Source organism: Pseudomonas sp. BW7P1 (assembly GCF_024981055.1).
Taxonomy (GTDB): Bacteria; Pseudomonadota; Gammaproteobacteria; order Pseudomonadales; family Pseudomonadaceae; genus Aquipseudomonas; species Aquipseudomonas bananamidigenes.
This window is the reverse complement of the sequence record NZ_CP103374.1, coordinates 4,803,044-4,818,415: the sequence shown is the minus strand read 5'-3', so window position 1 is coordinate 4,818,415 and position 15,372 is coordinate 4,803,044. Positions and strand designations below refer to the sequence as shown.

Sequence of the window (15,372 nt, the reverse complement as noted above, 5' to 3'; positions counted from 1 at the left end):
TTAGTGAAGCGTAAAAGTCGGGCAAGGGTAACAAAGCCCGATGATCAGTGCAGTCGATCCTGAGGTATACAGAAAAGCCCTACAGCATCAGGCGTCATTCAAACGCTCGGCGACACCGATGCAGATGGTCATGATCAGTTTGAGTTCTTTCTGTACCGTGCTGAGAGAAACGCTCAGCTCTTCGGCGATCTCCTGGTAACTGTGACCGTGCAGACGGCTGAGGATGAAGATTTGCTGCTGTCGAGGGCTGAGTTCACCAAGGCTCACGTTCAGGCGCTCCAGCAATTGTTCGGCATGGGCGGCGTCTTCGGCGCTGCTGGCGGGGGCGGCGACACTTTGCACCACGTCCTGCGGCACGTCGTCGACCATGGTTCGCGAATGAATCTTGCGGGCACGCAAATGGTCCAGCGCCAGGTTGCGTGCGGTCTGGAAGACGAAGGGTTCAAGGTGATCGATGGCTCGTTCGCTCAGCGCCCGCGTGACCCGTAGGTAGGTTTCCTGCAACAGGTCTTCGGCGGTGCTGTGATTGTTGACCATGCGTTCCAGCGTACGCAGCAGTGACGTGCGCTGGGCGAGGAAAACGTGATTGAACTGCGACTGACTCACGGGAGGGCCTGATCCATTTCGAGCGAATGATAATGCTTATCATCCGCTCGAGTGGTCAAGTGTTGATTTCGGATTGAAATCAAAAACCTGTGGGAGGGGGCAGGCGTTTTATTCCGCGTTGCACAGCGCCAGGCAGTTATCGAGCATGCGGTTGGAGAAGCCCCATTCGTTGTCGTACCAGGCCAGCACCTTCAGCAGTTTGCCGCTGGATTTGGTGTGGTTGGCGTCGAAGATCGACGACAGCGGGTTATGGTTGAAGTCGCTCGAGACCAGCGGCAGGGCGTTGTAGCCGAGGATTTTCGAATGCTGGCTCGCGGCTTTCATCAAGGCGTTCACTTCGTCGGCCGAGGCTTCGCGCTTGAGTTGCACGGTAAGGTCCACCAGCGACACATTGATCACCGGCACGCGCACGGCCATGCCGGTCAGCTTGCCGGCCAGTTCCGGCAGCACCAGGCCCACGGCTTCGGCGGCGCCGGTCTTGCTCGGGATCATGTTCTGCGTGGCGGAACGGGCGCGGTACGGGTCGGTGTGATAGACGTCGGTCAGGTTCTGGTCGTTGGTGTAGGCATGGATGGTGGTCATCAGACCGCTTTCGATACCCAGTTCCCGGTGCAGCACCTGGGCCACCGGGGCCAGGCAGTTGGTGGTGCACGAGGCGTTGGAAATGATCTGGTGCGACTGGCGCAGAATGTCGTGGTTCACACCATAAACCACGGTGGCATCGGCGCCCTTGGCCGGGGCCGAGATGATGACTTTGCGCGCACCGGCAGTAATATGCGCGGCGGCTTTGGCCCGGTCGGTGAACAGGCCGGTGCATTCGAACACCACATCAATCTTTTCCGCCGCCCATGGCAGTTCGGCGGGGTTGCGGATGGCGCTGACAGAAATGCGGTCGCCGTTGACGGTCAGACTTTCGTTGTCATGCGCAACTTCAGCATCGAACGTGCCGTGAACGGTATCGTATTTGAGCAAATGCGCATTGATCGCGCTGTCGCCCAGATCGTTGATGGCGACGATCTGCAAATCCTGACGATAGCCCTGGGTATACAGTGCGCGCAGGACATTACGGCCGATGCGGCCAAAACCATTGATTGCGATTCGAAGAGTCATTGAGCAGCGCCACCGTCGTTTTGTTGTTGGAATTACAAGATTATTCGCAAAAAAATAGAAAACAAGCCTTTTTGGTGGCAGTATTTTGTTTTATCTACAACGAGTGACCTGAATCAACTGGTCCGAATGGTCAAGGAAACCGCCCGTCATCCCACGCGTGCGGGCGCCTTGGTCAGCATAGACAATCAGGTCGCCACATCCGTTAGCCTGGAGTTCTACACATGCATCCCCGCGTTCTTGAGGTCACCGAACGGCTTATCGCCCGCAGCCGCGCCACGCGTCAGGCTTACCTTGCGCTGATTCGCGGCGCTGCAACCGACGGGCCGATGCGCGGCAAGCTGCAGTGCGCCAACTTCGCCCACGGCGTGGCCGGATGCGGCAGCGAAGACAAGCACAGTCTGCGGATGATGAACTCGGCGAACATCGCCATTGTGTCGTCGTATAACGACATGCTCTCGGCACACCAGCCGTACGAAGTCTTCCCGCAACAGATCAAGAACGCGCTGCGCGAAATCGGTTCGGTCGGCCAGTTCGCCGGCGGTACCCCGGCCATGTGCGACGGCGTTACCCAGGGCGAGCCGGGCATGGAACTGAGCCTGCCGAGCCGTGAAGTGATCGCGATGTCGACGGCGGTGGCGCTGTCCCACAACATGTTCGACGGCGCGCTGATGCTCGGCATCTGCGACAAGATCGTGCCGGGCCTGATGATGGGCTCGCTGCGTTTCGGTCACCTGCCGACGATCTTCGTGCCGGGCGGGCCGATGGTCTCGGGGATTTCCAACAAGGAAAAAGCCGACGTGCGGCAGAAGTACGCCGAAGGCAAGGCGACCCGTGAAGAGCTGCTGGAATCGGAAATGAAGTCCTACCACAGCCCCGGCACCTGCACCTTCTACGGCACCGCCAACACCAACCAGTTGCTGATGGAAGTCATGGGCCTGCACCTGCCGGGCGCGTCCTTCGTCAATCCGAACACGCCGCTGCGCGAGGCCCTGACCCGCGAAGCCGCGCATCAGGTCACGCGTCTGACCAAACAGAACGGCAACTTCCTGCCGATCGGCGAAATCGTCGACGAGAAGGCGCTGGTCAACTCGATCGTCGCGCTGCATGCCACCGGCGGCTCGACCAACCACACCCTGCACATGCCGGCCATCGCCATGGCGGCGGGCATTCAACTGACCTGGCAGGACATGGCCGACCTCTCCGAAGTCGTGCCGACCCTGAGCCACGTTTATCCGAACGGCAAGGCCGATATCAACCACTTCCAGGCGGCGGGCGGCATGTCGTTCCTGATCCGCGAACTGCTCGAGGCCGGGCTGCTGCACGAAGACGTCAACACCGTGCTCGGCCATGGCCTGAGCCAGTACACCAAAGAGCCGTTCCTGGATAACGGCAAGTTGGTGTGGCGCGAAGGCCCGACCGAAAGCCTCGACGAAAACATCCTGCGTCCGGTGGCCCGTGCGTTTTCGGCAGAGGGCGGCTTGCGGGTGATGGAAGGCAACCTCGGTCGTGGTGTGATGAAGGTGTCTGCGGTGGCACTGGAAAACCAGATCGTCGAAGCGCCGGCGATGGTGTTTCAGGATCAACAGGATCTGGCCGACGCTTTCAAGGCCGGTCTGCTGGAAAAGGATTTTGTCGCGGTGATGCGCTTCCAGGGTCCGCGATCCAACGGCATGCCGGAACTGCACAAGATGACGCCGTTCCTCGGCGTGCTGCAGGATCGCGGTTTCAAGGTGGCGCTGGTCACCGACGGGCGTATGTCCGGCGCGTCGGGGAAAATCCCGGCGGCGATCCACGTCAGTCCGGAAGCTTATGTGGGTGGCGCTTTGGCGCGCGTGCAAGAGGGCGATATCATCCGCGTCGATGGCGTCAAAGGTACTTTGGAACTCAAGGTGGACGCCGCCGAATTTGCAGCGCGCGAACCCGCCAAAGGCCTGTTGGGCAACAACATCGGCAGCGGTCGCGAACTGTTTGGCTTCATGCGTCTGGCCTTCAGCTCGGCAGAGCAGGGCGCCAGCGCCTTCACTTCTGCCCTGGAGACGCTTAATTGAAACTGGCTTTGGTCGGTGACATCGGAGGCACCAACGCGCGGTTCGCGTTGTGGAAAGATCAACAGCTCGAATCGGTACAGGTGCTGGCCACAGCCGACCACGCCAGCCCGGAAGAGGCAATCAGCCTCTACCTGAGCGGGCTCGGCCTGGCGCCGGGCGCCATCGGTTCGGTATGCCTGTCGGTGGCAGGTCCTGTCAGCGGCGACGAATTCAAGTTCACCAACAACCATTGGCGCCTGAGCCGCAAGGCGTTCTGCCAGGCGTTGCAGGTCGAGCAATTGCTGCTGATCAACGACTTCTCGGCCATGGCGCTGGGCATGACCCGTTTGCAGCCCGGCGAATTCCGTGTGGTCTGCGAAGGCGAGCCAGAGCCGTTGCGTCCGGCGGTGGTGATCGGCCCGGGCACCGGTCTGGGTGTCGGCACCCTGCTCGATCTGGGCGAAGGCCGGTTTGCCGCGTTGCCGGGGGAAGGTGGTCACGTCGACCTGCCGCTGAGCAGCCCGCGTGAAACCCAGCTCTGGCAACACATCCATAATGAAATCGGCCACGTCAGCGCGGAAACGGCGTTGAGCGGCGCTGGCCTGCCTCGGGTGTACCGGGCGATCTGCGCGGTGGATGGCCATGAGCCCAAATTCGATACGCCGGAAGCCATCACTGCAGCGGGCCTTGCGGGCGATCCGATTGCCCTGGAAGTGCTGGAGCAGTTCTGCTGCTGGCTCGGTCGTGTGGCCGGCAATAATGTCCTGACCACTGGCGGTCGCGGCGGCGTGTACATCGTTGGCGGCGTGATTCCGCGCTTTGCCGATTTCTTCCTCGAAAGCGGTTTCGCCCGCAGCTTTGCCGACAAGGGCTGCATGAGCGATTACTTCAAGGGCATTCCGGTGTGGCTGGTGACGGCGCCGTACTCGGGGCTCGTCGGTGCGGGAGTGGCGCTCGAACAGGCTTGAAGCCGAGTCGCTTTCATCGCTGGCAAGCCAGCTCCCACAAGGTCTTGTTCACATTCTGAAAATGTCTGCATTCCTGTGGGAGCTGGCTTGCCAGCGAAGAGGCCAGAACAGACAACAAAAAACCAAGGTTCTTAAGGCATAATCCGCCCAATTCCAACAACAAGGATGCCTTCGAAGTGAGTTCAGTCAACAAGTCGATTTTGTTGGTCGATGACGACCAGGAGATACGCGAGTTGCTGGAAACCTACCTGACCCGCGCGGGTTTTCAGGTACGGGCCACGGCCGACGGCGCCGGTTTTCGCCAGGCGCTGAACGAGGCACCGAGCGATCTGGTGATCCTTGATGTCATGCTCCCCGATGAAGACGGCTTCAGCCTGTGCCGCTGGGTGCGTCAGCATCCGCGTCAGGCCCAGGTGCCGATCATCATGCTCACCGCCAGCTCCGACGAGGCCGATCGGGTGATCGGTCTGGAGCTGGGCGCCGACGACTACCTCGGCAAACCTTTCAGCCCTCGCGAACTGCAAGCGCGAATCAAGGCCTTGCTGCGCCGCGCCCAGTTCGGTCAGGAGCGCAGCGGCAGTGAAGTGCTGGCCTTCGATGAGTGGCGACTGGACATGGTCAGTCATCGACTGTTCCACAACGACGGCGAGGAAGTGATTCTGTCCGGCGCCGACTTCGCACTGCTCAAGCTGTTCCTCGATCACCCCCAGGAAATCCTCGATCGCGACACCATCGGCAATGCCACCCGTGGCCGGGATCTGATGCCTCTCGATCGGATCGTCGATATGGCCGTCAGCCGTTTGCGTCAGCGCCTGCGCGACACCGAAAAGCCGCCACGATTGATCCGTACCGTGCGCGGCAGCGGCTACCAACTGGCGGCCAATGTGGTTGCCGGCAATGGCCACTGAGTTTCTGCGCAACATCGCAAGCAAAGTGCCGATGCCGCGCTCGCTGCTCGGGCGGATGTTGCTGCTGACGTTGCTGGCGGTGTTGTTTGCGCAGACGTTGTCCAGCGTGATCTGGGTGTCCCAGTTGCGCGCGACCCAGCTCGAAGGCCTGGTCACCAGCGCCCGCAGCCTCGCCCACTCGATGACCGCCAGCGTCAGTTACTTCCGTTCGCTACCGGTGGCCTACCGGCCATTGGTGCTCGATCAGTTGCGCAGCATGGGTGGCACGCGATTTGTGGTGACACTGAACGACAAACCGCTGGGCATGGAAGTGCTGCCGGTCACACCGCGCAAGGCAGCGGTGCTCCAGGCGGTGGATGAAGTGCTGCGTCAGTCATTGGGCCAGGACACCGACATTCTGGTGACCTTCGTCAGCCCCGATGATCTGCGGATCTTCAACGCCGGTTTGAAGCTCGATGAGTTGCCACGCTCCTGGGCGCATTACGCACTGACCCTGGAACCGGTGAATCCGCCGGTCCTGGTGACTCAGATCCAGTTGGCGCCCGGTGAATGGCTGTACATCGCCTCGCTGTTGCCCGAGCCCTACACCAGTCTCGAAGAGCAAGGCCTGCCGACGCAGCAGGTGTGGTTCATTGTCTTCACCAGCGGTTTTCTGTTGTTGTTCATCGGCTTGCTGGTGCATTGGCAGAGCCGGCCGCTCAAGCGTCTGGCGCGGGCGGCCCGGGACTTGTCGCTGGGCGCGGACGTCGAGCCGGTGGCCGAGGGCGGTGGCAGTGAGGTGGTGGAAGTGGGTCGTGCGTTCAACACCATGCGCGAACGCATCAGTCGTTACCTCACCGAGCGCAGTCAGTTGTTCAGCGCGATTTCCCATGACCTGCGCACGCCGATCACCCGCCTGCGACTGCGGGTCGAACTGCTCGAAGACGAACAACTGCAAACCAAGTTCGGCCGCGATCTGGACGAGCTGGAACTGCTGGTCAAAGGCGCGCTGCAATGCGTGAAGGACACCGATATTCACGAAAACATCGAGCCGGTGGATCTGAACCATGTGCTCGACTGTCTGGTGGAACCCTATCTGGCGCCCAACGGCAATGGCCGCGTAACCCAGCAGGGACGGGCGCTGGCGGCGTATCCGGGCAAGCCATTGGCGCTCAAGCGCTGCATCGGCAACCTGATCGACAATGCATTGAAGTACGGGCAGAACGCACACCTGCACATTGACGACGACGAAAGCGCTTTCGTGCTGCACGTCGATGACGAAGGGCCTGGCGTGCCGGAGCAGCGGCTGGAGCAGGTGTTCGAGCCGCACTTCCGCTTGGCGGGACAGCAGCAGGGGTATGGGCTCGGGTTGGGGATCGCCCGCAACATTGCCCATAGTCATGGCGGTGAAGTGACGTTGCAAAATCTGCGTGAAGGCGGATTGCGCGTGACCCTGCAATTGCCGCGCTCGGCGGATTGATCCGAATGTCACCGGATGGTGACAAAACCCGTCCCCTTCGTTACAAGCCAGCCCCGCCCCGTTGTTTAGACTGCCCGCAGTCATAACAACAAAAAAGGCCTTCCATGGATCTCTTCAATCCGGGCTTCAGCAGTTGGCTGAACGCCCCTGCCCACCAGCAATGGCTCGCCGATGAAGGCCTGCGCCTGCTGGCGTTTGCCAAGGCTTCACGATTGCCCGAAGGCTTCGGCAACCTCGATGAGCGCGGTCAGCTCCAGGCCGGCGCGCAAGCCGAAACCATGAACACCGCGCGCATGACCCACAGCTTCGCCATGGCCCACATTCAGGGCCTGCCGGGATTCGCCGACCTGGTTGATCACGGCATTGCGGCATTGCGCGGTCCGTTGCGTGATGCGCTGCACGGTGGCTGGTTCGCCGTCGCCGAACACCGCGACGGCAACACCGGCAAGAATGCTTATCTGCATGCTTTCGTGGCCCTCGCGGCGAGCTCCGCCGTGGTCGCCCAGCGTCCCGGCGCGCAGGCATTGCTGGACGATGCCATCGACATCATTGACACGTATTTCTGGAGCGAAGAAGAGGGCGCCATGCGCGAATTCTTCAACCGTGACTGGCGCGAAGAAGAAGCCTACCGCGGCGCCAACAGCAACATGCACGCCACCGAAGCGTTCCTCGCGCTGGCCGATGCCACCGAAGACCCGCGCTGGCTGGTGCGTGCACAGCGTATCGTCGAGCGGGTGATCCACGGTCATGCCGCCGCCAACGATTACCTGGTGATCGAACATTTCGACCGAAACTGGCAGCCGCTGCGCGATTACAACCATGACAATCCCGCCGACGGCTTCCGCCCCTACGGCACCACGCCGGGCCACGGTTTCGAGTGGGCGCGGCTGTTGCTGCACCTCGAAGCGGCGCGGGTGCAGGCCGGCATGCTCACGCCCGGCTGGCTGGTCACCGATGCGCAGAAGCTGTTCGAGCACAACTGCCGTCATGGCTGGGATGTCGATGGCGCCCCGGGCATTGTCTACACCCTCGACTGGAACAACAAAGCCGTGGTGCGCCATCGCTTGCACTGGACCCACGCCGAAGCCAGCGCCGCCGCCAGTGCCTTGCTCAAGCGCACCGGCGATGCGCAGTACGAAGCCTGGTACCGGCTATTCTGGGAATTCTGCGAAGCGAATTTCATCGACCGCTGCGACGGCAGCTGGCACCACGAACTCGATCCGCAGAACCGTCCAAGTGCCGATATCTGGGCGGGCAAACCCGATCTGTATCACGCCTGGCAGGCGGTGCTGATTCCGCGGCTGCCGCTGGCGCCGAGCATGGCGACGGCGCTGGCGCAGTCGTCCCGGCCCGTTCCTGTGTAACCATGCGGTGACATTTGCGCGTCCCTTCGTTACCTGCGAGGGGAAACGCTCTGTTTAAACTCGTGTGCAGCGCAAGCACCAGACTTGCATGCATAACAACAAGAAAGGTACATCTCAGATGAATGCGATTTCTCGCCTCGCTACTGTCATTTCTGTCGCCTCCCTGTTCCCGCTCGCTGTGCTGCCCCTGAGTGTTTCCGCTGCCGAATCCAAAGGTTCGGTGGAAGTCGTGCATTGGTGGACTTCCGGTGGCGAAAAAGCCGCCGTCGATGTGCTCAAGGCACAAGTGGAAAAAGACGGTTTCACCTGGAAAGACGGCGCTGTCGCCGGCGGTGGCGGTGCGACTGCCATGACCGTGCTGAAAAGCCGTGCCGTCGCCGGCAACCCGCCAGGCGTGGCCCAGATCAAAGGCCCCGACATCCAGGAATGGGCCTCGACCGGTCTGCTCGACACGGACGTGCTGAAGGACGTTTCCAAGTCCGAGAAGTGGGACAGCCTGCTCGACAAGAAAGTCTCCGATACCGTGAAGTACGACGGTGATTACGTGGCCGTGCCGGTGAACATTCACCGCGTGAACTGGCTGTGGATCAACCCGGAAGTCTTCAAAAAGGCCGGTATCGCCAAAGCCCCGACCACCCTTGAAGAATTCTACGCCGCCGGTGACAAGCTCAAGGCTGCGGGCTTCATTCCGCTGGCTCACGGCGGTCAGCCTTGGCAGGACAGCACTGTGTTCGAAGCGGTCGTGCTGTCGGTGATGGGCGTTGATGGTTACAAGAAAGCCCTGGTCGATCTGGACAACGCTGCCCTGACCGGTCCGGAAATGGTCAAGGCCCTGACCGAGCTGAAGAAAGTCGCGACCTACATGGACGTCGACGGCAAAGGCCAGGACTGGAATCTGGAAGCGGCCAAGGTCATCAACGGCAAGGCCGGCATGCAGATCATGGGCGACTGGGCCAAGTCCGAATGGACCGCCGCCAAGAAAGTCGCCGGCAAGGATTACGAGTGCGTAGCCTTCCCGGGCACCGACAAGGCGTTCACCTACAACATCGACTCCCTGGCCGTGTTCAAGCAGAAGGACGCGGGCACCGCGGCCGGTCAGCAGGACATCGCCAAAGTCGTGCTGGGTGAAAACTTCCAGAAAGTCTTCAGCATCAACAAGGGTTCGATCCCTGTGCGCAACGACATGCTCGCCGACATGGGCAAGTACGGTTTCGACTCCTGCGCCCAGACCGCTGCCAAGGACTTCCTGGCAGACGCCAAGACCGGCGGCCTGCAGCCGAGCATGGCGCACAACATGGCGACCACGCTGGCCGTACAGGGTGCGTTCTTCGATGTCGTGACCAACTACATCAACGACCCGAAAGCCGACCCGGCCGACGCGGCCAAAAAACTCGGCACTGCCGTCAAGGCTGCCAAGTAATGCTTGGCCTGTAGGAGCGAGCCTGCTCGCGATAGCGGACTGTCAGCCACTGAAAGTGTGAGCTGACACAACGCAATCGCCAGCAGGCTGGCTCCCACAGGGATCGCATCCGTAATTCTTAATCCTTCTACTGGATCTTCCCATGAGTTCTGTTGCTGTGTTCAGCAAGGCCTCGCCGTTCGACGCATTGCAGCGCTGGCTACCGAAACTGGTACTGGCGCCGAGCATGTTCATCGTTCTGGTGGGCTTCTATGGCTATATCCTCTGGACGTTTGTCCTGTCGTTCACCTCGTCGACCTTCCTGCCGAACTACAAGTGGGCAGGGCTGGCGCAGTACGCACGGCTGTTCGACAACGACCGCTGGTGGGTGGCGAGCAAGAACCTGGCCGTGTTCGGCGGCATGTTCATCGCCATCACCCTGGTGATCGGCGTGACGCTGGCGATTTTCCTCGACCAGAGAATCCGTCGCGAAGGCTTTATCCGCACCATTTACCTGTACCCGATGGCGCTCTCGATGATCGTCACCGGTACCGCGTGGAAATGGCTGCTCAACCCGGGCATGGGCCTGGACAAATTGCTGCGGGACTGGGGCTGGGAAGGCTTCCGTCTCGATTGGCTGATCGACCCGGATCGTGTGGTGTATTGCCTGGTGATCGCGGCGGTCTGGCAAGCCTCGGGCTTCATCATGGCGATGTTCCTCGCCGGTCTGCGTGGCGTTGATCAGTCGATCATCCGTGCCGCCCAGATCGACGGCGCGAGCATGCCGCACATTTACTGGAAAGTGGTGCTGCCAAGCCTGCGTCCGGTGTTCTTCAGTGCGGTGATGATTCTGGCGCACATCGCGATCAAGAGCTTCGACCTGGTGGCGGCCATGACGGCCGGCGGCCCGGGTTACTCCTCCGATTTGCCGGCGATGTTCATGTACTCGTTCACCTTCAGCCGTGGGCAGATGGGCATGGGCTCGGCCAGTGCAATCCTGATGCTCGGTGCGATCCTGGCGATCATCGTGCCTTACCTGTACTCCGAGCTGAGGACCAAGCGTCATGACTAGTCTCGCTGTCAAACCTTCCATCAGCCTGAGTCGCATCGCGATCTACGCGGTGCTGATCCTTGCGGTCCTGCTGTATCTGGTGCCGCTGGTGGTCATGCTGCTGACCAGCTTCAAGACCCCGGAAGACATCTCCACCGGCAACCTGCTGAGCTGGCCGACCGTGGTCAGCGGCATCGGCTGGGTGAAAGCCTGGGCGACCGTTGACGGCTACTTCTGGAACTCGATCAAGATCACCGTTCCGGCCGTGATCATCTCCACCGCCATCGGTGCGTTGAACGGCTATGTGCTGTCGTTCTGGCGCTTCAAGGGTTCGCAGCTGTTCTTCGGCCTGTTGCTGTTCGGCTGCTTCCTGCCGTTCCAGACCGTGCTGCTGCCTGCGTCGTTCACCCTCGGCAAGATGGGCCTGGCGAGCACCACCACCGGCCTTGTGTTCGTGCACGTGGTCTACGGGCTGGCGTTCACCACGCTGTTTTTCCGTAACTACTACGTGAGCATTCCGGATGCACTGATCAAGGCCGCACGCCTGGACGGTGCGGGGTTCTTCACGATCTTCCGCCGGATCATCCTGCCGATGTCGACCCCGATCATCATGGTCTGCCTGATCTGGCAGTTCACCCAGATCTGGAACGACTTCCTGTTCGGCGTGGTGTTCTCCAGCGGGGACTCGCAACCGATCACGGTGGCGCTGAACAACCTGGTCAACACCAGCACCGGGGCCAAGGAATACAACGTGGACATGGCGGCGGCGATGATCGCCGGGCTGCCGACCCTGCTGGTCTATGTGGTCGCAGGCAAGTATTTCGTGCGCGGGCTGACAGCCGGCGCAGTCAAGGGGTAATCATGGCTACGCTCGAACTTCGCAATGTAAACAAGACCTACGGTGCCGGTCTGCCGGACACCCTGAAGAACATCGAACTGTCGATCAAGGACGGTGAGTTCCTGATCCTTGTCGGGCCTTCGGGCTGCGGCAAGTCGACCCTGATGAACTGCATCGCCGGCCTGGAAACCATCACCGGCGGCGCGATCATGATCGGCGACCAGGACGTCAGCGGCATGAGCCCGAAAGATCGTGACATCGCCATGGTGTTCCAGTCTTACGCGCTGTACCCGACCATGAGCGTGCGCGAGAACATCGAGTTCGGTCTGAAGATCCGCAAGATGCCTCAATCGGCCATCGACGAAGAAGTCGCCCGGGTGGCCAAGCTGTTGCAGATCGAGCACCTGCTCAATCGCAAGCCGGGCCAGCTCTCCGGTGGCCAGCAACAGCGCGTCGCCATGGGCCGTGCCCTGGCGCGTCGACCGAAGATCTATCTGTTCGACGAACCGCTGTCCAACCTCGACGCCAAGCTGCGGGTCGAGATGCGCACCGAAATGAAACTGATGCACCAGCGTCTGAAAACCACCACCGTCTACGTGACCCACGACCAGATCGAAGCGATGACCCTGGGCGACAAGGTGGCGGTGATGAAGGACGGGATCATCCAGCAGTTCGGTACGCCGAAGGAGATCTACAACGACCCGGCCAACCTGTTCGTGGCGAGCTTCATCGGTTCGCCGCCGATGAACTTCATCCCGCTGCGCCTGCAACGCAAGGACGGTCGTCTGGTGGCGCTGCTTGACAGCGGCCAGGCCCGTTGCGAACTGCCGATGGCGATGCAGGATGCCGGTCTCGAAGACCGCGAAGTGATCCTCGGCCTGCGTCCGGAGCAGATCGCGCTGGCCAATGGCGAAGGCAACGGCCTGCCGGGCATCAAGGCTGAAGTGCAGGTTACCGAACCGACCGGTCCGGACACCCTGGTGTTCGTCAACCTCAACGAGACCAAGGTTTGCTGCCGACTGGCGCCGGACGTGGCACCGCAGGTGGGCGAGACCCTGACCCTGCAATTCGATCCGTCGAAAGTGCTGCTGTTCGATGCCAAGAGCGGCGAGCGCCTGGGTGTGGCGGGTCTGCCGAAGACCGAAGCGCACAGCGCCAATGTCGCTCAGTTCAAAGGTCGGTAAGAAATCAATGTGGGGGTGAGCCTGCAACAGGCTCATTTCTGCAGGGAATGTAAACCGCGTTGGAAAAAAACAGTTAATAACAATAAAGACGAGGATGTAGGGATGAAAAAGAAACACGTCAATGCCCGGTTGATCTGCCAAGTGTCAGCCGCGGCCGCATTGGTCATGGCCGGCAATGCCATGGCCGCCGATGCATTCAGCTCCGATTCCAAATGGATGACGGGTGACTGGGGTGGCGAGCGGACCAAATTGATCGAGCAAGGCATCGACATCAAGGCTGACTACGTCGGTGAGATGGGCGCCAACCTGCATGGCGGCTACAACGACGACAAGACCGGCCGCTACAGCGACCAGTTCGGTCTGGGCGTGGCTCTGGACCTGCAGAAACTCTGGGGCTGGGACAACACTCAGGCCAAGATCCAGCTGACCAACCGTAACGGTCAGAACATCTCCAATGATCGCGTTGGCGATCCGCGTGCCGGCACCCTGTCTTCCTCGCAGGAAGTCTACGGTCGTGGCCACATGGTGCGCCTGACCCAACTGTGGATTCAGCACCAGTTCTTCGACAACAAGCTCGACGTCAAGGCCGGTTACTTCGGTGAAGGCGAAGACTTCAATACCTTCCCGTGCGACTTCCAGAACCTGGCGTTCTGCGGCTCGCAGGTCGGTAACTGGGCCACCAACATCTGGTACAACTGGCCTGTCAGTCAGGCCGCGATCCGCGTGAAGTACAACATCAACGACGAGCTCTACGCGCAGATCGGCGCGTACAACCAGAACCCGTCGCAGCTGGAACACGGTAACGGCTTCAAGCTCAGCGGCAGCGGCACCAAAGGTACCGTGCTGCCGGTCGAGCTGGTCTGGTCGCCGAAAGTCAACAGCCTGCCCGGCGAATACCGTGTGGGTTACTACAAGAGCACGGCCGATGCCGCCGATGTTCGTGAAGACATCAACGGCAACGACGCGGCAACCACCGGTAATGCCTACCGCACCCACAGCAGCAAGCACGGCTACTGGTTCGTAGCGCAACAGCAACTCACCAGCCACAACGGTGACGCTTCCCGTGGTCTGAACATCGCGGCCAACGCCACGTTCCACGACAAGGACACCAACTTCATCGATAACTATCAGTCGGTGATGTTTGTCTACAAAGGCCCGTTCGACGCCCGTCCGAAGGATGACATCGGTATCGGTGCGGCGCGTATCCACGTCAACGACGACGTGAAGAAGAACGCCGAGCTGCTGAACGTCTCCAACGGTGTTTCGGACTACGACAATCCGGTGTTCTCGCCGATTCGCGAGACCGAATACAACTACGAGATCAACTACGGCTTCCACGTCACCAACTGGCTGACCGTGCGTCCTAACCTGCAATACATCACTCATCCGGGTGGTGTGGATGAAGTGGACAACGCTTTGGTCGCCGGCCTGAAAATTCAGTCTACGTTCTAACGCTGTTGCGATAAGCTCCTCTCCATGTGCGCATATTTGCGGACGGCCAAGGCTGTCCGCTTTTTTTTGAGGGCGGCGCAGCCCTGTGAAAGACGAGTTCAGGACCGTGGCAAATGCATGAGCATCCGCTGCAACGCTTTTTCAAATCCTTGCGCGAACGACCGGTGTTCGCCTGGGAGCGCTATCAGATGCGCGATGTGCTGGTGATCGACCATCCGTTGTGTCAGGCGGTGTTCAGTCGTCAGGGGGCGCAATTGCTGCACTTTCAGCCGCGCGGGCAAAAGCCGTGGTTATGGTGCGCGGCGAAGTGGCCGCATGTCGGCGCAATCCGTGGTGGCGTACCCGTCTGTTGGCCGTGGTACGGCCGCCATCCGAGTGAAAACGCTTGGCCGTCCCATGGCTGGGCGCGACTGCTGGACTGGAAACTGCTCGACAGCAGCACCGCCGACGACGGCGTACGCCTGCATTGGCAATTGCAGCTGTGTGACTGGCAGGTGGATCTGCACGCGCACCTGGGCGAACGCATGGAATTGCGCCTGAGTACCGAGCATCAGGACGACATGCCGTGCCAGTTGAGCCAGGCTTTGCACGCTTACTGGCGTATTGGCGACGTGAGCGAGATAGCGCTGTCTGGGCTCGAAGGGGCGCACGGATACGATCAGTTGAACCGTGAAGTCTGCCAACAGGAAGGTGAGTTGCGGGTCGATGGCGGCTGTCAGCGCGTGTTCCAGCACGACGGCGAATTGCAACTCAAGGATCACGCCTGGCAGCGTGAATTGTGCATCGATACCGGTGACAGTGCGGACACGGTGGTGTGGCATCCGGGGGCGCGGCCGTTGCTGGGCGTGACCTGGGATGAAGTCTCGGAATTTGTCTGTGTCGAAGCGGCGGCGGGGGGCACCGACAGCCTGCATCTGGCGCCGGGGGAGAAGGCGCATTTGAGTTTGCAGGCTTGGGCTGGAGTTTAGTTTGTTGCTGCCGGCCTCATCGCTGGCTCGCCAGCGAT

13 protein-coding genes are annotated in these 15,372 nt (G+C 60.8%); 11 read left to right on the top strand and 2 right to left on the bottom strand.

What is annotated here, in order from left to right; genetic code table 11:
• Window positions 1-87: 87 nt before the first annotated feature.
• Entirely contained in the window at window positions 88-606 is a 519-nt protein-coding gene (locus NWV16_RS21730) for an RNA polymerase sigma factor (protein ID WP_260520699.1), read from the bottom strand.
• A 108-nt stretch (window positions 607-714) separates the two neighbouring features.
• Window positions 715-1,716: a type I glyceraldehyde-3-phosphate dehydrogenase gene (gap, locus tag NWV16_RS21725; protein ID WP_260520698.1), complete on the bottom strand. Its 1,002-nt coding sequence runs from the start codon at window positions 1,714-1,716 to the stop codon at window positions 715-717.
• Between the two features lie 221 nt (window positions 1,717-1,937).
• Here gap and edd point away from each other — a divergent pair, with 221 nt between their 5' ends.
• The 11 genes from edd to NWV16_RS21670 all read left to right on the top strand — a co-directional run bounded on the left by edd (window position 1,938) and on the right by NWV16_RS21670 (window position 15,334).
• Window positions 1,938-3,764: a phosphogluconate dehydratase gene (gene edd / locus NWV16_RS21720; protein ID WP_065258496.1), complete on the top strand. Its 1,827-nt coding sequence runs from the start codon at window positions 1,938-1,940 to the stop codon at window positions 3,762-3,764.
• The gene (locus tag NWV16_RS21715) at window positions 3,761-4,711 is read left to right on the top strand and encodes a glucokinase (RefSeq protein ID WP_260520697.1); all 951 of its coding nucleotides are present in this window, start codon (window positions 3,761-3,763) and stop codon (window positions 4,709-4,711) included. The genes edd and NWV16_RS21715 overlap by 4 nt, the downstream gene beginning before the upstream one ends.
• 176 nt (window positions 4,712-4,887) lie before the next feature.
• On the top strand, window positions 4,888-5,619 hold the full coding sequence (locus tag NWV16_RS21710; protein WP_260520696.1) for a response regulator: 732 nt from the start codon (window positions 4,888-4,890) through the stop codon (window positions 5,617-5,619).
• 31 nt (window positions 5,620-5,650) lie between these two features.
• On the top strand, window positions 5,651-7,078 hold the full coding sequence (locus NWV16_RS21705) for an ATP-binding protein (RefSeq protein WP_162803532.1): 1,428 nt from the start codon (window positions 5,651-5,653) through the stop codon (window positions 7,076-7,078).
• Between the two features lie 104 nt (window positions 7,079-7,182).
• On the top strand, window positions 7,183-8,442 hold the full coding sequence (locus NWV16_RS21700) for an AGE family epimerase/isomerase (RefSeq protein ID WP_260520695.1): 1,260 nt from the start codon (window positions 7,183-7,185) through the stop codon (window positions 8,440-8,442).
• 118 nt (window positions 8,443-8,560) lie between these two features.
• Complete coding sequence (locus NWV16_RS21695) at window positions 8,561-9,862, top strand: ABC transporter substrate-binding protein (protein ID WP_260520694.1); 1,302 nt, start codon at window positions 8,561-8,563, stop codon at window positions 9,860-9,862.
• 142 nt (window positions 9,863-10,004) lie between these two features.
• The gene (locus tag NWV16_RS21690) at window positions 10,005-10,913 is read left to right on the top strand and encodes a carbohydrate ABC transporter permease (RefSeq protein ID WP_065258491.1); all 909 of its coding nucleotides are present in this window, start codon (window positions 10,005-10,007) and stop codon (window positions 10,911-10,913) included.
• Window positions 10,906-11,751 (top strand): carbohydrate ABC transporter permease, encoded by an 846-nt coding sequence (locus tag NWV16_RS21685; RefSeq protein WP_260520693.1) that lies wholly within the window; start codon window positions 10,906-10,908, stop codon window positions 11,749-11,751. Before NWV16_RS21690 ends, NWV16_RS21685 begins: the two co-directional genes overlap by 8 nt.
• Before the next feature lie 2 nt (window positions 11,752-11,753).
• Window positions 11,754-12,914, top strand: coding sequence for an ABC transporter ATP-binding protein (locus tag NWV16_RS21680; protein WP_260520692.1), 1,161 nt, complete (start codon window positions 11,754-11,756; stop codon window positions 12,912-12,914).
• 102 nt (window positions 12,915-13,016) lie between these two features.
• On the top strand, window positions 13,017-14,366 hold the full coding sequence (locus NWV16_RS21675) for a carbohydrate porin (protein WP_260520691.1): 1,350 nt from the start codon (window positions 13,017-13,019) through the stop codon (window positions 14,364-14,366).
• A gap of 113 nt (window positions 14,367-14,479) precedes the next feature.
• Window positions 14,480-15,334: a D-hexose-6-phosphate mutarotase gene (locus NWV16_RS21670; protein WP_260520690.1), complete on the top strand. Its 855-nt coding sequence runs from the start codon at window positions 14,480-14,482 to the stop codon at window positions 15,332-15,334.
• Window positions 15,335-15,372 lie beyond the last annotated feature (38 nt).